This window comes from Proteus sp. G2675, from assembly GCF_963886535.1.
GTDB lineage: Bacteria > Pseudomonadota > Gammaproteobacteria > Enterobacterales > Enterobacteriaceae > Proteus > Proteus mirabilis.
The window spans coordinates 23,524-45,166 of the sequence record NZ_CAWPCB010000036.1; the positions used below are offsets into that span (position 1 = coordinate 23,524).

The 21,643-nt window shown below is 36.0% G+C and carries 21 protein-coding genes; 7 read left to right on the forward strand and 14 right to left on the reverse strand.

What is annotated here, in order from left to right; all coding sequences use genetic code 11:
- Window positions 1-10: 10 nt before the first annotated feature.
- Entirely contained in the window at window positions 11-559 is a 549-nt protein-coding gene (gene mrpB / locus AACQ49_RS11145; RefSeq protein ID WP_139149873.1) for an MR/P fimbria assembly terminator MrpB, read from the reverse strand.
- A 97-nt stretch (window positions 560-656) separates the two neighbouring features.
- Window positions 657-1,184, reverse strand: coding sequence for an MR/P fimbria major subunit MrpA (mrpA, locus tag AACQ49_RS11150; RefSeq protein WP_004247325.1), 528 nt, complete (start codon window positions 1,182-1,184; stop codon window positions 657-659).
- A 678-nt stretch (window positions 1,185-1,862) separates the two neighbouring features.
- Here mrpA and mrpI point away from each other — a divergent pair.
- On the forward strand, window positions 1,863-2,429 hold the full coding sequence (gene mrpI / locus AACQ49_RS11155) for a phase variation DNA invertase MrpI (protein WP_004247323.1): 567 nt from the start codon (window positions 1,863-1,865) through the stop codon (window positions 2,427-2,429).
- A gap of 564 nt (window positions 2,430-2,993) precedes the next feature.
- Here the strand turns inward: mrpI and AACQ49_RS11160 are convergent.
- The 8 genes from AACQ49_RS11160 to AACQ49_RS11195 form a co-directional block, all read right to left on the reverse strand.
- Window positions 2,994-3,314 (reverse strand): helix-turn-helix domain-containing protein, encoded by a 321-nt coding sequence (locus AACQ49_RS11160; protein WP_004244929.1) that lies wholly within the window; start codon window positions 3,312-3,314, stop codon window positions 2,994-2,996.
- A gap of 20 nt (window positions 3,315-3,334) precedes the next feature.
- The gene (locus AACQ49_RS11165; RefSeq protein WP_004247322.1) at window positions 3,335-4,183 is read right to left on the reverse strand and encodes an MrpH family fimbial adhesin; all 849 of its coding nucleotides are present in this window, start codon (window positions 4,181-4,183) and stop codon (window positions 3,335-3,337) included.
- An 18-nt stretch (window positions 4,184-4,201) separates the two neighbouring features.
- Complete coding sequence (locus tag AACQ49_RS11170) at window positions 4,202-4,738, reverse strand: fimbrial protein (RefSeq protein WP_004247321.1); 537 nt, start codon at window positions 4,736-4,738, stop codon at window positions 4,202-4,204.
- Between the two features lie 10 nt (window positions 4,739-4,748).
- Window positions 4,749-5,267 carry a fimbrial protein gene (locus tag AACQ49_RS11175; RefSeq protein ID WP_004244936.1) on the reverse strand — a complete coding sequence of 173 codons (519 nt, stop codon included), beginning with the start codon at window positions 5,265-5,267 and terminating at the stop codon, window positions 4,749-4,751.
- Window positions 5,268-5,280: 13 nt separating this feature from the next.
- Window positions 5,281-5,835, reverse strand: coding sequence for a fimbrial protein (locus tag AACQ49_RS11180; protein WP_004244937.1), 555 nt, complete (start codon window positions 5,833-5,835; stop codon window positions 5,281-5,283).
- A gap of 11 nt (window positions 5,836-5,846) precedes the next feature.
- Window positions 5,847-6,605 (reverse strand): fimbria/pilus periplasmic chaperone, encoded by a 759-nt coding sequence (locus AACQ49_RS11185; RefSeq protein WP_080726887.1) that lies wholly within the window; start codon window positions 6,603-6,605, stop codon window positions 5,847-5,849.
- Window positions 6,606-6,653: 48 nt separating this feature from the next.
- Window positions 6,654-9,281, reverse strand: coding sequence for an outer membrane usher protein (locus AACQ49_RS11190; RefSeq protein ID WP_161779047.1), 2,628 nt, complete (start codon window positions 9,279-9,281; stop codon window positions 6,654-6,656).
- Window positions 9,282-9,520: 239 nt separating this feature from the next.
- Entirely contained in the window at window positions 9,521-10,048 is a 528-nt protein-coding gene (locus AACQ49_RS11195; RefSeq protein WP_004244940.1) for a fimbrial protein, read from the reverse strand.
- A 1,247-nt stretch (window positions 10,049-11,295) separates the two neighbouring features.
- Between AACQ49_RS11195 and rnz the strand changes: the two genes are divergently transcribed.
- Entirely contained in the window at window positions 11,296-12,213 is a 918-nt protein-coding gene (gene rnz, locus AACQ49_RS11200) for a ribonuclease Z (RefSeq protein ID WP_004252451.1), read from the forward strand.
- 82 nt (window positions 12,214-12,295) lie between these two features.
- On the opposite strand, the gene AACQ49_RS11205 is transcribed toward rnz, so the two are convergent.
- A complete protein-coding gene (locus tag AACQ49_RS11205; RefSeq protein ID WP_004244944.1) occupies window positions 12,296-12,970 on the reverse strand; it encodes a DUF421 domain-containing protein in 675 nt (224 codons plus the stop codon).
- A gap of 279 nt (window positions 12,971-13,249) precedes the next feature.
- On the opposite strand from AACQ49_RS11205, the gene AACQ49_RS11210 reads away from it, so the two are divergent.
- The gene (locus AACQ49_RS11210; RefSeq protein WP_020945264.1) at window positions 13,250-13,885 is read left to right on the forward strand and encodes a lipoprotein; all 636 of its coding nucleotides are present in this window, start codon (window positions 13,250-13,252) and stop codon (window positions 13,883-13,885) included.
- A 368-nt stretch (window positions 13,886-14,253) separates the two neighbouring features.
- Window positions 14,254-16,257: a choline BCCT transporter BetT gene (gene betT / locus AACQ49_RS11215; protein ID WP_004244946.1), complete on the forward strand. Its 2,004-nt coding sequence runs from the start codon at window positions 14,254-14,256 to the stop codon at window positions 16,255-16,257.
- Window positions 16,258-16,327: 70 nt separating this feature from the next.
- Here the strand turns inward: betT and hpaR are convergent, their stop codons facing one another.
- Window positions 16,328-16,765 (reverse strand): homoprotocatechuate degradation operon regulator HpaR, encoded by a 438-nt coding sequence (gene hpaR / locus AACQ49_RS11220; RefSeq protein ID WP_004244947.1) that lies wholly within the window; start codon window positions 16,763-16,765, stop codon window positions 16,328-16,330.
- A gap of 277 nt (window positions 16,766-17,042) precedes the next feature.
- Window positions 17,043-17,234 (reverse strand): hypothetical protein, encoded by a 192-nt coding sequence (locus AACQ49_RS11225; protein ID WP_041707081.1) that lies wholly within the window; start codon window positions 17,232-17,234, stop codon window positions 17,043-17,045.
- A 107-nt stretch (window positions 17,235-17,341) separates the two neighbouring features.
- Here AACQ49_RS11225 and hpaC point away from each other — a divergent pair, with 107 nt between their 5' ends.
- From hpaC to AACQ49_RS11240, 3 genes are all read left to right on the forward strand, one after another.
- Complete coding sequence (gene hpaC / locus AACQ49_RS11230) at window positions 17,342-17,860, forward strand: 4-hydroxyphenylacetate 3-monooxygenase, reductase component (protein WP_004244949.1); 519 nt, start codon at window positions 17,342-17,344, stop codon at window positions 17,858-17,860.
- Between the two features lie 623 nt (window positions 17,861-18,483).
- The gene (gene dtpB, locus AACQ49_RS11235; protein ID WP_161779048.1) at window positions 18,484-19,962 is read left to right on the forward strand and encodes a dipeptide/tripeptide permease DtpB; all 1,479 of its coding nucleotides are present in this window, start codon (window positions 18,484-18,486) and stop codon (window positions 19,960-19,962) included.
- A 262-nt stretch (window positions 19,963-20,224) separates the two neighbouring features.
- Window positions 20,225-20,437, forward strand: coding sequence for a TM2 domain-containing protein (locus tag AACQ49_RS11240; RefSeq protein ID WP_004244951.1), 213 nt, complete (start codon window positions 20,225-20,227; stop codon window positions 20,435-20,437).
- A gap of 91 nt (window positions 20,438-20,528) precedes the next feature.
- On the opposite strand, the gene fbaA is transcribed toward AACQ49_RS11240, so the two are convergent.
- Window positions 20,529-21,608, reverse strand: a complete 1,080-nt coding sequence (gene fbaA, locus AACQ49_RS11245) for a class II fructose-bisphosphate aldolase (RefSeq protein WP_004244952.1) — start codon at window positions 21,606-21,608, stop codon at window positions 20,529-20,531.
- Between the last annotated feature and the right edge of the window lie 35 nt (window positions 21,609-21,643).

Below are 21,643 nucleotides of genomic sequence, written 5' to 3' on the forward strand. Positions count from 1 at the left end.
CCTGATCCATTTAATAGTATTCCAGCTTAAAGCGCAGCGTCGTACGGTAATTCCCCGCTTTTGGCGTATCGTTGTTTTTGACTATTCGAGCTTGGTACAGCAATGCCATTGACTGCGAATCAATGCCAACGGGCGGTAGGGGTTGTCCTGGAATAGCTTGTCGACCATAACGATCCGCTATCGCTAATGAAGCACCTTTGGCCTCACCGGATAACTCAAAGTTGCCATTTCCATTAGAAGGACCATCGAACGTTGCGATAAAACGTGGATTATCCGCTTCTTGCCCTTTCTGGCTAATTAGCGTACAGTCCGTTAATCTGATAGAAAAATATTCAATCGGTCCTTGACCTTCAGTGACTAACGTTGGGATAGATACCGTCGTTAGCGGGATCACTTGATCACTACTTCCCGCTGATATTGCACATGACGGCTCTAATATGGTTCCTTGTAGATTGAGCCACCCAAATCGCTGATGCATGTTTTTATCTTGTTTTACATCACTGGCTATCGTTGACGCAGTCACTAAACTGGCAACAAGGCATAGCAATAGTGGTGCCATCTTGCGATTCATATTTTTCTCCGTTAGTAAGAAAAATCATTAAAAGTAAAGACAGGAATTAAAGCTCTGTACTTCCTTGTACAGAACTTATTTTTTCTTACTGATAAGTCAGTGCGAAAGTTGCGATTGCAGTAAAGTCACCTGGAACAGCAGCTTCAGATGCAGAACCTTGTAAATAAGCAGCAAAGTTCAGATCATTGTTACCATCACGCAGGTTTTGAGCAGCACTTGGGGTGCCTAATTTGATTTGTTTACCACCCGCATCGGTGATAACAACAGCTGCATTTTTAGCGATACCTTCAATGCCTAAAGAACCTTCTAAAACTTCAGTTGCTTCAGAGCCAGTGAAAGTTGTTTGAACAGTTTTGTAAGTCTCTGTAGTACAATTTTCTAAAGAGATTTTAAAGTCACGAGAATTACTACGGCCACCATCTTTTAATGCAGCAGTAGAAATTTGACCTAGTGGAACTGTTTGATTTTCAGTATCAGGAGTAATTGAGCAAGGAGCATCAATGATTGAACCAACAAATTTAACAGTACCATGACCTTGATCTGCAGCTAAAGCAGAACCCGCAACAACAGATAAACCTAAACCAAGAACTAAAGCTAATTTATTTAATTTCATCTTTTTGTTTCCTGAAATATAAAGGATGAAGACATCTAAAATAATTAATTCATTTAGGATTGGATTATTCCTAATTGAATGGCTCATTTATTGAGCTCGGGAATTTTGGTATATTTAAGTCCACTTCAAACGCCACGAAATATCGTTAGAAACGAAACAAAATACACCAAATTGTTTAGTTAAAGATTTTCATCTTGCAAGTATGACTATTTAGATTTTTTCATCTTAAAATTTAGGAAAAAGATGATATAATTCTAAGTGCAAATACTATAGTTTGTTAAAAAAGTAAAAAAATTTATTTCAGTGTTTTGCACAAAGTAATAAATTATTTTGATTTTTTAAAAAATTGTTTAATATCAATATGTTAAATAATTAAGAATATATACCCAATAATATATTTGACTTAAGTTAGAAGCCGGAGAATAATAGTAAACAATTTGGTGTATTTTGATTGTTTCTCTAAATAGGTGTAAATATCACCTGCTATTCTCCTTTCTCTTACCTATCAATGGTTTTCGTTTTCTAAAAATTGGCAAACTTTCAATAAACTTGTTTAAAATTAACGAGTAAAAAAGAAAGTATAAAAAAAACACAACCCTTTATTGATGCATATTACTTGCTATAGTGATGCTGCAACTGACTTTTGTTGTTTATTATCTAATTGAAAAGGTTACGAAAATGAAGCAACGTAAATTTCTTACACGTTTTGAAGTGAATGCTATTTTAAAGCAAGCTAAGGAAGGTAGGTATCCCGAAAGAGATTACTGTATGTTTTTAATGTGTTTTTTACATGGTTTTCGTGTTAGCGAACTATGTAATTTAACATTAAGCGATATTGATCTAGAAAGTAGAATACTCTATGTCAGGCGTTTAAAAGGTGGGCTTTCAACAACACAACCTATTATTGATGAGGAATATGAAGCCTTATGCAACTGGTTGAAAAGTAGAGAAAACTGGAGAGAATCAGATTCTGAATGGGTATTTTTATCACAAAAAACGGGCCCCATTTCCCGTCAACAAGTTTATGGGTTATTACGCCGTTTAGGTAAAAAAGCCAATGTTTCTATTAGTCCACACCCTCATATGTTACGCCACGCCTGTGGCTACGCACTGGCGGATTTAGGCAGAGATACACGTTTAATTCAAGACTATTTAGGCCATCGCAATATTTCCCATACGGTTATTTATACAGCAAGTAACTCAAAACGATTTATCAATATGTGGGAAACGCGAAACTCACAATAGTTCTTTATTAATAGATTACTTAAAAAGTTAATATCAATAATTGAGTACGTTTTATTTTACAATAAGAATATAGATATTTTTTTCTTTTTAATTCAAATTAGGATTTATATTAAAAATTATATCATTTAATATAAATAATCACGATAGTAATCTTAATAAAGAATTAATTAATGATACTTGATTTTAATAAACCCGGTCATATTTGGTGTACTAATTTTTTTTGAAATATAATCATTTTTATTCCAATAGACTCTATCTTAGAAGGTATCCATTTACCCACAGAAAAACATTAAAAAGATTTATCATTAATAATTTAACTTAGTATAAGAGATATATTCAAAATACAATTAATTCTGATTTTTTCGTCTCTTTCTACACATTTATAATGCTCATAAAGCAATCACTACCCATCTAAGCTCGCTTAGGGATAGTGATTGCAAGCCTAATGAGTGCAACATAACTCGACAGTCAATATCGCTATAGCGATCATTAAGGGAAAACATCCCCTTAGCCTGACCTAAATAGGTTGCTTATTTAAGGACTTTTTCTTGTAAGAGGTAAAGGTTAATACAGAAATGCGTCTAGTGCTTTTTTGGCTAAAAGATTGCTTCGTCGACTTAGCGGTTTGCCACTTTTGACCGACGTTGAAGTAATACAGTCCTCAAAAAACCAGTAAATGGGTGTGTTTAAGAACTTAGCTAATAGCACTAGATAAGTAAGATCTATTTTGTTTAACCCTCGCTCATAGCGTGAGAATTGTTGTTGGCTAACCCCTAATTTTGCCGCCAATTGGCTACCTGTGTAACCTAACTCTTTACGTCTTTTTTGTATGCGCTTACCTACCAGTGCATTGACATCAATATTTGCACGACGATATTTCACCATGATATTTCAACCTTTTATTATTATGGTAACGTTAGAATCAACGCGCCAGAGCCAGAAAAATACCCTGGAGCAACATGTCCATTGGTTCTCAATTTAGAACTCACTTGTATAGAAACCATTTTGCCTTTAGCGACAAAGATAGCCTCTCCCTCTTCGCCAGATTTATCATTAATATATAAATCAGCATATAAGCTATTGTCATTACGTAGTGGGACTTGACGATTATTCATTCCTGTTGCAACAACCTGTAAAGAGACATCACGATTACACGTCACATTCACAGTTTGAGAACGAACCGCATTGTCTAATTCATTTTCCCCCACATTGCCGTAATCCAACTCAACAGAATGGGCTAACACATCACAATGTCCAACAGGTGGGGGAGCAATTGCACAAATAGAACCCGGTAATAAATAGCCATCTTCAGCAAAACCATAAGCATTTGGCTGATAAAATATACCAACGCACTCTTGTATGGTTGATGTATCAACATATCGATGAATGGCAACTCCTGGGCCATAAGGGAATCCTCCTAATTCTTTCATAACAGCAATACGTAGATCTTCCATTCTTCGATATTTATGCCCATCACTTAAAATAGTTCTGGTCGCTGAGCCTCCAGACTGGTTAGGCTGATGACGATGATTTATGGTTATATAACAAGGTTTTTTTTTATAACAAGGATTTAAAGCCGTTGGTGGCTCGGGATCCCAACGCTGGATAATAAAAGTGTAATCAGCCCCTGTCCCCTCATTACCTACTGGTTTTGATTCTGTAATATAAGAAAAAATAGCGGCTATAGAGGAAGCTGGATATATCAACATGCTAGTAAATAAGTAAAAGATTAATTGGCGCTTAGGTATAAGCATATAAACCTCAAGTCAACATTAGTCATAATTTAAATGGAATGTAGCAATGGCGCTAAAGGGCCCCCGTTTTATTGATTGATTAGCAATTGCGGTAGGTTCTGCTTGTATAAAAGCACTAAACCTCAATGTGTTATTAGTTGAAAGTAAAGCCATATTTTTCGATGGCTGATTAATGGGTAAGAGGACTCCATCGCTATCTTCTAGACCAATAGCAATACCAGAGGCTCGACTTATTGGACTCAATGCTAGAAAACCTTTCCCTGCCATCGCCTTATTTTCATCACCTTTAAATGTGATGGAAACTTTGTTATTCATAGAGAGATCGCACTCCGATAGATGGATCTCAAATTGCTGGCTTTTGGTCCTTTCTACTCCATTATAAAAAGCACTATCAGTCACTTTATCCAGCGTGATGACAATAATTTCATCACCGGGTTTTATTACACATGGCTCATCAATTAACTCACCATGAAAACGCATATTAGGATCAGCATTAGCCATAGCTATCACAGCGGCAAAGATTGCAGTACTCAGAGATAATCTTTGTAATATCATCCCGATACTCCTATTGATATTCAGCAAGTAGCGTTGCTGTTGCCTCAAATGCACCTTTTGTTAAGGTACTTCCTGATTTTTTTACAGGCACAGCTAAAATAATCGGCGGTTTATCAGAGGTAATAACAAACCGTTTATTTAAAATAAATGGCTCACTATCTATCGTGAGATGTACGGCTAAATCCGTTATATTGGTTTGTAAAGCAGCCGCATCAAATTGGCTTGCAGAGCCGATAATGGATAAACCTAATGCCCAACCTTTTGCATTTTCTTCACACTGCAACGTGTAATTGACGGTCTTTGTATAATTAATGCCATCGATGCGACTCGTTCCCAGTTGGTGACCAAAATTAACATCAATCATGTCATTGTTTTGGATCACACAAGGAGGGGGAATAAATAGTGTGCCAAATAATCTCAAATTATTTTCGCTGTTAGTGATTGTCGCCTTATTTGCCGTCTCATCAGCCATTAATGAAAATGATGAAAGTAACGTTATGAAAAAGAATATCCTCTGTTTATTAAACATTCCCGTTATCTCCTCACTGATATTCCATGCGCAATGTCGCTGTGGTAGAAAAGTCTCCTCCCACAAGAAGAGTAGAAAAATCACGCACAGGCACCGCTTCCAATACAGGAAAATCGGGATAAGTAAAATTAATTGCCTGCCCTAACTTAAGTGGTTTATTTTGATACAAAATACGTATACCTAATCCGGTAATATTGGTCATTAATGCATTGGCATCAAAAAAAGTACCATTCCCCTCGACAGAAAGTTTTAGTGTATTAATGGGCATTTGTTCACAACTTGGATGATAATCAACCAGACGTTTGTAATTTAAGCCATCAACTCGTGTACTTAGCACATCACCGAAATTCACTTCTACCGTTTTGCCCTCATTGATCATGCAAGGAGGGTGAGCGATAACGTACCCTTTTATATTGATAGGGATCGGATAAATAGGTGTAATAGGCGAATTTTGTGATAGTCCCGTACTTGACAAAACCGGTGTCACAGCAGTTACATTTGTTGTGATAAAAAAGCTCAATAGTACCAATATTGATACAAGACTATTTTTATTAATCTGCTGTTTCATAAATATACCTATTAATTTCCTTGGTCTGTTTCTATCACCTTACATTCACGACTATCGCAGCTAAATTTCAATCTTGGACGACCACCGTAATCATTGATGTAACTTAATACCGGAGAAGCCCCCAGCGTAGAAACCGTTAAATTGAGTTTTTCCTGCCCTTGAGGCGCTACCATGATAGGGGTAAATCCTTCTAAGCTTTTCCCTTTCAGATCCGTTAGACCATCAACAATAGTGATATAATAGGGTGTGGGATTATGCACAACATAACTCTCCCCCTGCTTTGTTAAGGTAATTTTTTCCTGCCATGGATTACTTAAATCAGTTTGGGTGGCATAAATAGATTTTGGTCGATAGAACAATTTTATCCGCGTTTGTAGTGCAATTTGTAATACGTTGGGTTTATCACTACGTGGAGGGATCTCACGTAAATTAAAATAAAAAACACTCTCTCTATCTTGAGGTAGTTGTGCAATATCAGGTAATGATTGCACTTTCACTTGGCTCTTATTCCCAGGTTCAATACGCTGAATAGGAGGTAATACAATAAGAGGTGTTTCTATTTTTTCTCCTTGCTCATTCTCTAGCCAACCTTGAGCTAAATAAGGTAATTCTTTGTTTTGATTACTTATACTCAGACTTACTGATTTATCAGCACCATTAAAAATAATACGTGTACGATCTAAAGCGATTGTCGCACCAACTTGCGACGTAAACACCATTCCAGTTAATAAGGTGGTAGTTACCATAAATAAATGTTTAGATGCCATCATCTTTAATTACTCTTCTCTCTATTAATCAATTATTGTTATTACTTAGCGTTATTTACTAAGGAATGAATGTTGAGGTAATGCTTGCGTTTTATCTGTTTCCAGGAATGATGTTGAAATAGTCGGCTGTCTTTGAAAGCAAGTTAAAAGCAGTGATGTGATCAGTTGTGTATCCGCCAATTTAGGAATGGATAATTGGCATTGGTTTTTACCATCCCAATGTACATACAAGACATCGCCTGAATTAATACCGCTTAAATAAACCTTTCCACCGTCGTTAAAAACACCTAATTCTCGACCATTAAGCGTTATTACTGTCGCTGCAAATGGCGGAACGCCTCCTTCAGCCAACTGTACTGTTGCCATCGCTTTGTGTCCGGCAATCACATCAAATTGACGATAGCCAATAGCGCCTTCAGTCAAAGTTAATTGATGAATAGAACGTAGTGCTTCAACATTGTCTGGTAGCTGCTTAAGATCGATAGAAGCACTGCCTCGATAATAGTGATTAATATCGGGGATCACCGCCTTGCCAAAAATATTGGTATGAGATATGGCACTAAGACTTTTTACCGGGACATCAGAAACACCTTGAGTATCAATTAACAAACGGGTTGCCCCCGGCATATTGCTACGGTGAAAATCCCCGCCTTTGGTGGTTAATGTTGCCCCACCTTGGAAAGATAAAGATGCCGAAGTATAGTCGCCGTTAATATGACTGGCTGAAGCCGTTACTAAAGCAACATCACCATAATGTGTAAAGAAACCATCCGCCGATGGTTTACCTCGACTACTAACTCCTGCACTTAGACGATAATTATTGTTATCATCAATGCGATCGAAATAGCTGACATTATGTGAGTTACCTTCTTTATTTATGACCGAGTTATAACTTATCGTTGCTCTATCACGCCAAGGCAAATTAATGTTGAAATACACGCCGTTGTCATGATTGCCATTAAAACGATTACGATAAGCGGATAAGCTAATGTTAATGTTTTTAAACTTCCCGATAGCGAGATACTTTGATAAAGAGAAGTTGTAATAGTCGTTATTCGGTCTATCCCAATACCTTTGATGGTTATAATTTATATAGGTACTAAGTCCCCATTGAGGAAATTGTTTACTCAGTGTAAGGGTATAAAGCTCTTTATTATTTTCTTGTGCGCCATAGCGATAACGCCTATCTAAATATTGATCCATACTCATAAAATGACGATCAGAGAATCGATAGCCTGCAAAAGTGATTTGCCCATCAATAGATTCAAAACGCTTTGAATAGCTAATTCGATATGAACTGCCATGATAGTGTTTATTCTCATTAGCGAAGGTTGCCCATGAATGAGTCGTATCAAAAGAGATAGCACCTAACATCATTAGATCTCGTCCAAAACCTAGCGAGGCCGAGTTATAATCCTTAGAAACTAAAGTGCCACCAAAAAGAGACCAACCATTATTCACTCCCCAAGAAAACTCTCCCATTGCAAAAATAGGCCCTTCAGTTTTATGATCTAATCGAGAAGGCTTACCCGCAGATACTTTATATTGAAGGCGTCCCGGTCTTGTAAGATAAGGAATATTGGCTGTATCAATTTGGTATTCTTGTATTGTTCCGTCCTGCTCTTCAATACGAACATCCAAGCGTCCACTTACCGCATCATGCAGATCTTGAATACGAAATGGCCCAGGCGCGATTTGTGTCTCATAGATAATCCGTCCTTGTTGACTCACAGTGACTTTTGCATTCGTTTTTGCAACTCCCGTGATCTCTGGAGCATAACCTCGTAAATTAGGGGGCAACATTTGCTCATCCGTAAGTAAACTTATTCCCGTAAAACGGAAATTATCTAATAGGTTTGAACGTAAGTAAGTCTCCCCCATGACTAAACGGGCGCCCCATTTCGTTATCGCTCGATAAAGATAGAATTGATCCCAATTCCAGTGATTTTCTGTGCTATGCAATACACCTGTAGTGTGCTCATAACTTGCTTGCCAATCTGCCCGAAAACGCCAAACACCTAAATTTGCCCCCGCCGTACCATTTGCGGTGATCTGCTGTTTCTGCTTGCCATCACTAGGCGCTCTGACATTGGCATTAACGTTATAATCAAACAATAATCCAGCAATACCTTCGTCCCAAAAAGAAGGCGATTCCCAATTCGGTGATGAATACTCTAGATAAGCTTGAGGAAGAGTAATAAAAAAAACCCCACTACCTAAATCTGTCCTCAGGCTCATACCTGGTAACGATGCCTCATTAAGGCAATTACCCTTATCTTTCCAAGTTAACTTTTTTAACCATTCTGGTCTGAGTGCAAACTGCTTAACTAATATGGGTGAGATACAAGGTTCGCTTGCCTTGGGATCATCTTTGGGCACAATATAGTCAACACGATAAGTTCCACTTAATTCATTGTTATTAATATTAATAATTAACTCATACTTGCCAGGAGTAATATATCCCGCTCGGGAAAAGCTTGATAAATCAATATTTCCTCGATCTTTTAAGTCAAGAATATCTGAGTTAAATTCAATATCTTTGCTAACAGCAAATGACTCGCTGGCAATACTTGCCATCCCTATAATCACGAAATAGATCAGTGTAGTAGCAGAACGACCTCTGCACTGCTTACTTTTATGTTTAACATTTAAATCAATCGTCTTGAATAATTTAGCCATAAGTAAACCTAACTAATCCATTTAGTGATATTCGAGCCCAAAACAGTCAATTATCGGTAATGCCCCTACGGATGAAATATCACTATGTTTAATAATCCTTTTGTATTTATAAAAAGAGCGCGTTTTACTATTATTCACCATCGATATCTAGCGCGATGACAAAAGTGTCCTAACGATAAGAAAGCTCATCAGTTAACAAAGCCTTGTATATCCTTATACAAAGCTTTATTTGACGACTATTATTGATAAGATAAAGCAAAAGTGGCTATTGCTGTAAAATCACCAGGAATAGCAGCTTTTGAGGAAGAACCTTGTAAATAAGCGGCAAAATTTAAGTCATTGTTACCGTCATTCAATGTTTGGGCGGCACTTGCTTGACCTAATTTGATTTGTTCACCACCTGCATTGGTGATAACAACAGCTGCATTTTTGGCGATCCCTTCAATACCTAAAGCCCCCTCTAAAACATCAGGAGCTTCAGCACCGGTAAAGGTTGTTTTGACTGTTTTATATGTCTCAGTAGAACACTGTAATAATTTGATTTTAAACATTTTTGACGCACTACGGCCACCGTCCTTCAGTGCGCTAGATGACACTTGACCTAATGGAATACGTTGAGCACCTGAATCAGGATCGATAGAACAAGGAGCATCAATAATTGAACCATAGAATTCAACAGTACCATGCCCCTGATCTGCCGCTAATGCAGAGCCCGCAATGATAGATAAGCCTAACCCTAAAACTAAATGCAGTTTTTTTAATTTCATTTTGTTTTCCTAAAATATAAAAGTTAAATAAAGTATAAAAGCAACAACATTCAATTAAGAAAAATAATCCCATACAGGCGATACACTTCTCTTTTATGAATAAGATACGCAATGAATTTGGTATATCTTGATATATTGTAAAAATTAATCTCTATAATTAACCATCAATACATAAAATAAATAATAATTAACAACCGAAATTAGATAACGCTCATATCAAGTTGGGTTTATTATTCTCTGCCACTTTATTTAAGTCAAACCTGATAAATTTAATTAAATATATATTTATTAATACACTGATATTAATTGGATTTTTTTTCATCTTACGCAAATTATAATTACCCCCAAAATAAGTAATTAGATAAAAAAACCAAAAATAGCATCATAAAAAGAATATTTATAGAATTTTAAATACAAAATACTTAGATATAAAGTGTAAAAAATTGAAGGAAACATATTTTTATAAATAGAAATAAATTTTATTATTTTAATATTATAACAAAAAAACAAATAACCATAAATTTACATATAAGCACAAAAAAGATACAATATTATAACTTTTATTATTCAATAACGATGATTTTTCAGAATAAAAAACCAATAAATTATTTTTAATGGATTTTAAAACTAAAAGGTTATTTTGAAATATTGCGGTTAAATTTAACAGTATGAAAAAAAAGAAATTAATTAGAAAATTGAAAGCATTAACTTACTAAGAAATAGACATAATAAAATTAAATAATGCTGTAACCAAATAATAAAAAAGAACTATATAGAAATTAAACCTTCATAATGGAATATTTTCTGATTAGACAGAATTAATATCATTACATTGTATTAACAAAACAACTTTTTAAGATAAAAATTAAAAACTAAAATTGTAAAAAAAACACAAAAAGTATTTCAATTTGTAAGATATGTTTATTTTTTATTTACTCAAAAAATCATAATTTAAATTTTACTTTTTTTATTTTTTCAATAAGAACTTTAAACTTTATTAAAAAAAATAAACAAATTAAGAATATGCCCCATTCATTCTGTTTGTATAAAAACAGATACATTTAAATCGTTAATCAGAGAAATTTAATTTTAGTAAATAAAGTATATTATCTTTTATTCACACTATTATTCATATCAACTTTAATGAGAAGATTATCTTAATCACAGTTGCAGAATTTTATTTAGTTTAGATACCATTACGATTAAGATGAATGTTAAAAATTCACCATGGAGATCAGGATTTCATTATGGAACTTACCTTTTTAGGCACTAATGCAGGCGTACCTTCTAAAGATCGCAACGTCACCAGTATGGTGCTTGATTTACAAAATAAACAAAAAAGTCTGTGGATGTTCGATTGTGGAGAGGCGACCCAGCATCAGATCTTACATAGCCATGTAAAGCTATCACGCATTAATAAGATTTTTATTACCCATTTACATGGTGATCATATTTTTGGTTTACCCGGACTACTCTGTAGCCGTTCAATGGGGGGCACAGAAAACCCGTTAACCATTTATGGGCCTACAGGCATTAAGGCATTTATAGAAACAGCCCTTACATTAAGCCAATCTTATCTCACTTACCCTTTAGATATTATTGAAATAGAACAAGATGGTTTTCTTTTTGAAGAAGAAGGTATACGTGTAAGTTGTGGCGCATTATCACATCCTGTCCCCTGCTTTGGTTATCGTCTAGAAGAAGACAATAAACCAGGTAAACTCAATGCTGACAAGCTAGAGGCAGAGAATATCCCTAGAGGCCCTTGGTATAAATTATTAAAACAAGGGAAAACCGTTACACTACCTGATGGACGGATCATAGATGGAAAAGATTATCTAAGCACAGAGATCAAAGGCCGTTGTATTGTGATTTTTGGCGATACACAACCAACGCCTAATGCAGTTAAACTCGCTGAGAATGCCGATGTTATTGTCCATGAAGCAACCTTTAAACATGACATGGCTGATAAAGCCAATAGTCGTGGACATTCAAGTACCATACAGGCAGCTGAGTTAGCCAAAAAGGCGAATGCTAAGCGACTAATCATTACCCATATCAGTAGTCGCTATTCACCTAAAGAAACCCCCGAACTATTAGCGGAATGTCATACTATATTTGACAATACACAAATCGCCAGTGATTTTGAGACATTCAAACTTTAACTAATACCAAATCAAAATAGAGCAACGATAGCGACTCTTGAGATAGTATTAATCGTTGCTTTTATTCTTTCACAGGATATTGCTACTCAGCAGTCGGAATGAAATCGTGTTTGATCTTACCGTCTTGCAAAATGAAATTGACTTTACCATCCCAAAATTCGGCTAAAAAAACATCTTCTGGGTTATCTATATGTTGTTTTTTCATCTCTTCGTTTAACCAATTTTCATCTCGTTCTATCTGCTCAAGTTCAGAAGTTCGGATAACACCATCTTTCATAATAATGATAGAGGGCATTTTAGCACCATCACACACCACCGTTATTTGTCCATCAGGTTCAATTTGAGCATAATTAACTTCTTGAAAAGAATGAATTCCTTGGGCATGTAACCTAGAAGTGATATTAAGAATATCAATCTTATTTTTCTTCTCAGTAATGTTTTCCATAATAAATCTTCCCTTTTTAATAATCGGGATCGGATTACCTATCGCTACTGCTCGGAAAAAATTAAATTTTTTACTGATATAATTGAGAAAAGAAATAAAAAATACACCTATCAAAAAGACAATAACATATTGGTAAAGCGGGATTGCATCTGTGTAAATAACCCCTCCCATAATCCCCCCTAAAACAAAATTACCAATAAAATCAATGGGAGTTAGTTGAGAGAGTTGTGTCTTCCCTGAAATATTCATATGAGCCAAAATTATTGTAAAACCAATAATAAACTTGATAACCACAAGCAGATAATATTCCATTTCTTAAGCACCTTTGCAAAACGATTCACACTGTAATTATAAAGCATAAAACATACCATTGAGAGAAATCTGACAGATATTAACCTTACAAATCTAATATATTTGACTAGTGGTAATCACTTAATATACTTAACCTTGTTGATTTTCAGACTCTCACTATACTTATTTTATTGGGAGTTAAGATAATATATAAAATATCAACTCAATAACCTCTCGCTTTTAATACTAGTTATGCGAGATATCATCGATATGTTTTGGATACATTCTCTGGAGAGAAACATGAACAAAAAATTACTGGCATCTTTAATTCTAGCAGGTCTTGTTACCATTACAGCAGGTTGTGATGATTCATCGAAAAAAGTGGATGAAGGTATTGATAAAGCAAAAGAGACAGCAACCCAAGTAAATGAAACGGCTCAAGACAAAGCAAAAGAATTAACAGATCAAGCTAAAGAAAAAGCCGCTGATTTAAAAGAGAGTGCATCAGCGACAGCTGACGAATTAAAACAAGATGCGGCCAAGCTAAAAGAGCAAGCTGAAGATAAAGCTGCAGAGCTTAAAGCACAAGCCGATCAAAAAACCGATGCATTAAAAGAGAGCATTGCACAAAAAACAGATGAACTAAAAGATTCTGCAAGTGCAAAAGCAGATGAAATCAAACAAAGTTTAAATAATGAAAGTGACAAACTGGCTGGTAAAGCAGAAGAAGTGAAACAAAACGCTAATACCACTGCAGATAACTTAAAACAAAATGCTAGCGACAAAGCAGCGCAACTAAAAGAAGATGCGGCTAAAACCAGTGATGATGTAAAACAGCAAGCGCAAGATACTAAAGATAAAGCGCTTGATAAAGCCGATGAGCTAAACGATCAAGCAAAGCAAAAAATTGATTCTCTAAAGGCTGATAATAAATAATTTCATTTCAGAAATTTTGATGTTGAAAAAGCCAGTAATATTTTACTGGCTTTTTTTGTGCAAAAAACAAACAGGAGTTGATCGATTAAGCAAAAAATGTAACCATACTATCCTTTTTTCAACAGGAGAAACCTATTAAAGCGTCAAGGCGCTGACTAAAAACATATGATAATGAATTGATTTAATTGTAATTTTCTTCACCTTACGGAAAAATATAATTTATTTCCGTTCTTTTATAAAGCTTCAAGATCATCTGATGTTTTATTCAAATTTTCTTACAAACTTTTCTTTCCTAGCGATACCACTAACATGCTAGATTGCAATACCGAAAAGTTTTTTCTAAGAAAAATAACAAAAATAGGTTAACTATGAGCCAACAAAATGAAATCACACCAAAAAAAATTAGGATGAAAATTAATCCTCCCGTATTTTACACCTCCGCAATACTTATTATGCTCGTCGTAGGGTTTTCAGCGCTGTTTCCTGAACTCGCTAATGACAAGCTAGGGCACCTTCAGGAAAACCTTTTCACCAACGCGAGCTGGTTTTATATTTTAGCCGTAGCATTGGTTTTGCTGAGTGTGACTTATTTAGGGCTATCGCGCTTTGGCGAAATAAAATTAGGCCCTGATCATGCTCGTCCACATTTTAGCTATTTTGCTTGGTTCGCGATGCTGTTTTCAGCAGGTATGGGTATTGGGCTGATGTTCTTTGGTGTCGCAGAACCCGTTATGCACTATTTAATGCCACCCACAGGGGATGCGCAGACGATTGAAGCCGCCAAAGAAGCTATGCGTTTGACTTTCTTCCACTGGGGATTACATGCTTGGGCTATTTACGCCATCGTGGCATTAATTCTGGCGTTTTTTAGCTACCGCCATGGCTTGCCATTAACGTTACGTTCCGCCCTTTATCCTATCATTGGCGACCGTATTTATGGCCCTATTGGGCATGCGGTAGATATTTTTGCTGTGATGGGCACCGTATTTGGTGTCGCAACTTCACTGGGTTTTGGTGTTCTACAAGTTAATGCCGGTTTAAACCATCTATTCGATATTCCAATTAATCCAACCGTGCAAGTGGTTTTAATTGTTGTTATCACCGGGCTTGCTACTATTTCAGTTGTCTCTGGATTAGAAAAAGGTATCCGTTTTTTATCCGAGCTTAACCTTGGTTTAGCCGTTATTCTTCTTTTATTAGTCATTATTCTTGGCCCTACTGTATTGATTTTAAAATCGTTTGTTGAAAATACAGGGGGCTATTTATCAGAAATAGTGAGTAAAACGTTTAATCTTTATGCCTACGAGCCAAAATCAAGTGATTGGTTAGGTGGATGGACACTGCTTTATTGGGGCTGGTGGTTATCGTGGTCGCCTTTTGTCGGTATGTTTATTGCACGGATCTCCCGTGGTCGTACTATTCGTGAGTTTGTTGTCGGCGTACTCTTTGTTCCAGCTGGCTTTACCTTACTTTGGATGACTGTCTTTGGTAATACCGCTATCTATTTAATTAAAGATAAAGGTGCTGAAGTTCTTGCGAATATAGTACAACAAGATGTGTCATTAGCACTGTTTGAATTCTTAAATTATTTTCCATTCTCATCAGTGCTTTCCTTTGTCGCAATGCTGATGGTCATTGTCTTTTTTGTCACCTCAGCAGACTCCGGTGCAATGGTGGTTGATACCCTAGCGTCAGGAGGAGATTCAGAAACCCCTGTATGGCAACGTATCTTCTGGGCTGCATTAATGGGTATTTCAGCCATTACCTTGTTATTGGCAGGAGGTTTATCAGCATTACAAACTGTCACCATTGCCAGTGCGTTACCATTTGCCATCGTGCTATTGGCATCAATTTATGGATTAATTAAGGCATTGCGAGTGGATGTTTATAAGCGAGATAGCCAACAGATGACGACTATCGCCCCACCGGCTAGCCGTAATCCTATTCCTTGGCAACGTCGATTAAGAAATATTGCTTATTTTCCTAAACGTTCACATGTAAAACGTTTTATGGAAGAAGTCGTTAATCCTTCCATGGAAATGGTGTCGGCTGAATTAAGCAAACAAGGTATTCAATGCTATATCCATGACGAAGAAGAAGATCGCATCGGCTTTGAAGTGGACTTAGGTGAGGATATGAACTTCTTTTATGAAGTACGATTACGATTCTATACTCAACCCGCTTTCGCGCTAGCCGGCTTAACAGATGAAGAAAAAGATGAAGAGCATAAATACTATCGCGCTGAAATTCATCTCAAAGAAGGTGGGCAAGATTACGATGTCATGGGCTGGACAAAAGAACAAATTATTCATGACATTCTCGATCAGTATGAAAAACATATTCACTTCTTACACGTATTAGGTAAAAGGTAATTTCACCTATTACATAAAAACAAAAGAGATGATGGTATAACATCATCTCTTTTTTCTTGGTGCACACATGTTATTTTTCAGTTGAATGACTATTTTCTGGATTTAACGCTATCAGTTCTTTCAGTAAGATAGACAAATGTTGCAGTTTTTCTGTAGAAAACTTTTGTTCGAGTAATTGATACCCTTCTTCTATCTTAGGCTGGATTTTATCATATAAATTTTGCCCATTGGTTGATAGAGAAACGAATAATTTACGTTGATCACTCACTGGTTTTAATCGACAAATTAGCTCATCTCTTTCCATTCTAATCAAAATACCTGTCAAACTTGGACGCAGGATACAGGTTTTTTGTGCTAATTCGTGAAAATCGATAGAGCGCTTATCAGCAAGAACTCGGATGATCCGCCACTGCTGCTCTGTCAGATTATGCTCTTTAAGAACGGGGCGAAAAAATCCCATCGCAGATTCCCGTGCTTGCAATAGCGCGATTGTTAATGACTCATGCATAATCAGAAGCTCTTTATTGATAGATAAATTGATGAAAAATCACTCAATCTAGCCGGTGAAAATTATAACTCGTTATAGTTATAAATGAATAATATTCTAAGAATAGACTTTTTATTACAATTAATCATATTAACAAATAAATAAACTTGACTCAATTTCTAACATTTTAGGCTATTTTAGCAATTGATGACCTTAGTACTTTTCTCAGACAAAACCGCGTAATATCCCCAAAAAATAACAGGATAATATGTGTCATTTCGTGTTATTTATCAGCAAACTAGGCTAAATCACTTGATTTACCTATCGCTTTTCTTGACTTATTAGGAATAATAACAACCAGCGATAAGGTTGTCTCACGACTTTTTGAGATAAAGTTAACAGGTTGTAACAAAGAAAGATTGATCTCTTGGCTAATGCGAGGTAGCGTTACGGCTTTAAATTCACACAGCAAAGAAATCAGCAAGATCATTACAACTTTGTGAAGCGGCACTAGTTAGATAAATTCTGATTTTCTAACTAATGGTTATTTTAAGTGAAGACGCCCACAGATGAGAAGTCTGGCAGTAGGAGTAAAAAATGTCTGATGAAAAACAGGCTAACCCACTTTTTCGGGATGCAATGGCAAGCTTAGGTGCTGCCGTTAATATTGTCGCAACTAATGGTGATGCAGGATGCTGTGGTTTAACAGCAACAGCTGTATGTTCAGTTACCGATACTCCACCGACAGTGATGATTTGCATCAATAGTAAAAGCCAAATGAATAGTACGTTTCAAGAAAATGGCAAATTAAGTATCAATATTTTAAATCATGAACAAGAAGAGATGGCTTGCCATTTTGCCGGTATGACAGGTCTGGCAATGGCTGATCGCTTTACCCAACCAGGATGGCAATATGGCGCATTACAGCAACCGATATTAACCAATGCACTCGCTAGCCTAGAAGGTGATATTTACGATGTACGCCAAGTAGGTACTCACTTTGTTTATATGGCAGAGATAAAAAATATTGCGGTTCGAGAAGATGGCGATGGCTTAATTTATTTTAAGCGTCGCTTCCATCCTGTTAAACATAAATTAGTCCCAACCACCGCTTAATTAGCTAATATTAAAAACAAAAACGCACTTTATTATTTTGAAGAGGGTATCAATTTAAATCCTTCATTATTAATAAAGGCGTTTTTATTACCTTTGTTAAATTTTAAATAATTACCCGCACTTCATGCATATTTATTTCACTTTATCCTAAAATAGAGCTATCAGCGTTTTATTAAACTATTTTTAACATCTGTTTGTTATAAAAGAAATTATTAAAATTATAAGAAAACTTTTTCTTTAGAAAATCAATTAGTCACGATATAAATAACCCTTCCACTCTATTTTTATGCTTATATTTTATCAGCTTTATTAAGCTTAAAATATAAACAAAACAGGCTCTTTTTGGTGATTATTTATACCAAAGATCAATTAAATCGCTTTAATTGAAAATAAATTAATGACTATTTTTTTCAATCTGGTATTAATCTTACTAACAGTGTGATCAACCTTTGAGAAGTCATTCTATCAATATATTAGTCTACCGGACTTACTGATCACCATCTTAAATTTGCAAACATCACTCTAAATACAACAGATAATGTTATCAGGGTGTAACATTCATCGTGAATTTGAGTAAATAGCATCGTTGTTGAAAATAAATAATAATTAGGGGCATTAAAGATATGGATAAACCCGCTAAAGTCGGTTTATTACAACAGCCTAAACCATTCTTTATGATTTTCTTTGTGGAATTATGGGAACGTTTTGGTTACTACGGCGTACAAGGTATTCTTGCCGTTTATTTTGTTAGTAAACTCGGATTCTCTCAAGAACAAGCTTTTATTACTTTTGGTGCATTCTCCGCATTAGTTTATGGGCTTATTTCTATTGGTGGTTATGTTGGTGACCATCTATTAGGCACCAAACGAACCATTGTTTTAGGGGCTATCGTATTGGCTATCGGTTATTTTATGACCGGCATGTCAATTATGTATCCTAATTTAATCTTTTATGCTTTAGCCACTATCGCAGTAGGTAACGGTTTATTTAAAGCAAACCCAGCAAGCCTATTAGCTAAATGCTATAAACCTAAAGATCCCCGTCTTGATGGTGCATTTACACTATTTTATATGTCGATTAATGTTGGTTCATTAATCTCCTTATCTATTGCCCCCGTTCTTGCCGATCGCTATGGCTATGCGCTGACTTATAATATTTGTGGTATCGGCTTAATAATGGCCATATTGGTCTATTTTTTCTGCCGTAAAATGGTCGTGAATATTGGTTCTGAACCAGATCACCTGCCAATGAATTTCAACAAACTGCTATTAGTTATTGCAGGCTCTGTCGCTATGGTCTTTATTTGTGCATGGTTGTTGCACAATGTGATGATTACTAACATCGTTTTAATCAGCTTGTCTATTGTTGTGGTTATCATTTATTTTCGTGAAGCCTTTAAACAAAAAGACAGAGTGGCACGTAATAAAATGTATGTTGCATTTGTTCTGATGTTAGAAGCTGTTATTTTCTATATTCTCTACGCTCAGATGCCAACCTCACTTAACTTCTTTGCTATCCATAATGTTCACCATACCCTGTTAGGCTTTGATATTAACCCGGTGAGTTTCCAAGCATTAAATCCATTTTGGATCATTATTGCCAGCCCTATCTTAGCAATGGCTTATAGCCATTTTGGCGCGAAAGGCAAAGATTTATCCATGCCGGCAAAATTTACCACAGGTATGCTTTTATGCTCATTAGGCTTCCTAACCGCTGCCGCTTCAGGTATGTGGTTTGCTGATGCTCAAGGCTTAACATCACCTTGGTTTGTTGTACTGATTTATCTCTTCCAAAGTCTAGGGGAATTGATGATCAGTGCATTAGGCTTAGCGATGATTGCCGCTTTCGTACCGCAATATATGATGGGCTTTATTTTAGGTATGTGGTTCTTAACACAAGCGACGGCTTACCTGTTAGGAGGCCATGTAGCAACCTTTACCGCCCCACCTGAAGGTATTACCGATCCACTACAAACACTGCCTATTTATACTGATGTGTTTGGCAAAATCGGTATCGTTACCTTAGTGGTTGGCTTGATTATGTGGGCAACAGTACCTTTACTAAACCGCATGATGAAAGAAGAGAGTAAAATGATTAAGTAAATGAGCAAACACCTTTGCTTATCACAGACAAAGCGCCTAGAAAGGCGCTTTTTTTATCTCTTATAAAAACGCTTAGCGATTAAATCTTCTACAACCTTAATCTTTTATTATTTATGATTAGTGATCTTCTCTTTTTTTCTTTTTTCTGGTTTTAATCTATCTTATAAATAGTACCTTTAATTGAAACTGACAATATTTAGCATTGTCTAATAATCAATATTCATAATTAAAAACCAATGATTGGTAATAGGAGCAGATATTAATGAATGATAAAAATAAGCTAGCAGCCGCATTATTAGCTATTTTTCTTGGTGGGCTAGGAATACATAAATTCTATCTTCGTAAAGTAGGAATGGGGATTTTATATCTCATTTTTTGCTGGACGGGGATACCCGCTATTATCGGTTTTATTGAAGGAATTTATTATCTGTGTATTTCAGACCAAACCTTTAATGACAAATATAACCGAAACTAAATAGCCCAATACCATCGTATCTAGTGCTAACAACCAACAAAAAAACCCGCATACTAAGCGGGTTTTTTAGGTGTATTACAATAAAATTGTATTACAGAACATCAATCGCATTTAGCTCTTTAAATGCTTGCTCTAAACGAACAACCATTGATGTTTGACCATGACGTAACCAGTTACGTGGATCATAGTATTTCTTGTTAGGTTTATCAGCGCCTTCTGGATTACCTAATTGGCTTTGTAAATAGCCTTCGTTCTTTTTGTAGAACTGTAAGATACCGTCCCAAGTTGCCCATTGAGTATCAGTATCGATATTCATTTTCACAACACCGTAGCTTACAGCTTCTTTGATTTCTTCTGCAGATGAACCAGAACCACCGTGGAAAACAAAGTTTAAGCTATTGTGTGGCAGATTGTATTTCTCTGACACATAGTCTTGTGAGTTACGAAGAATTTTTGGTGTTAATTGAACGTTACCTGGTTTATAAACGCCGTGAACATTACCAAATGATGCAGCGATAGTGAAACGTGGGCTGATAGCATTTAGTTTTTCATAAGCGTAAGCAACGTCTTCAGGTTGGGTATATAGCGCAGAGCTATCCATACCTGTGTTATCAACGCCATCTTCTTCACCACCAGTACAGCCTAATTCGATTTCTAAAGTCATATCGATTTTAGCCATACGCGCTAAATATTTAGAACAGATTTCAATATTTTCTTCTAATGACTCTTCTGATAAGTCAATCATATGAGAAGAGAATAGTGGTTTACCTGTTTTCGCATAGTGTTTTTCACCTGCATCTAACAGACCATCAATCCAAGGTAACAGTTTTTTCGCACAGTGGTCAGTGTGTAAAATAACAGGAACACCATAGTATTCTGCCATTTGGTGTACATGGTGAGCACCAGAAATAGCACCTAGGATAGCCGCTTGTTGTGGCGCTTCAGCTTTAAGACCTTTACCTGCGATAAATGCAGCACCACCATTAGAGAATTGAACAATAACAGGAGAACGCACTTTCGCAGCTGCTTCTAATACAGCATTAATTGAGTCTGTACCTACGCAGTTAACTGCAGGCAGAGCAAAATTATTTTCTTTTGCTACTGCAAATACTTTTTGTACATCATCACCAGTGATGACACCCGGTTTTACGAAATCAAAAACTTTAGACATGTAATAAGATCCTATATTTGGAACAGGCAGAGTTT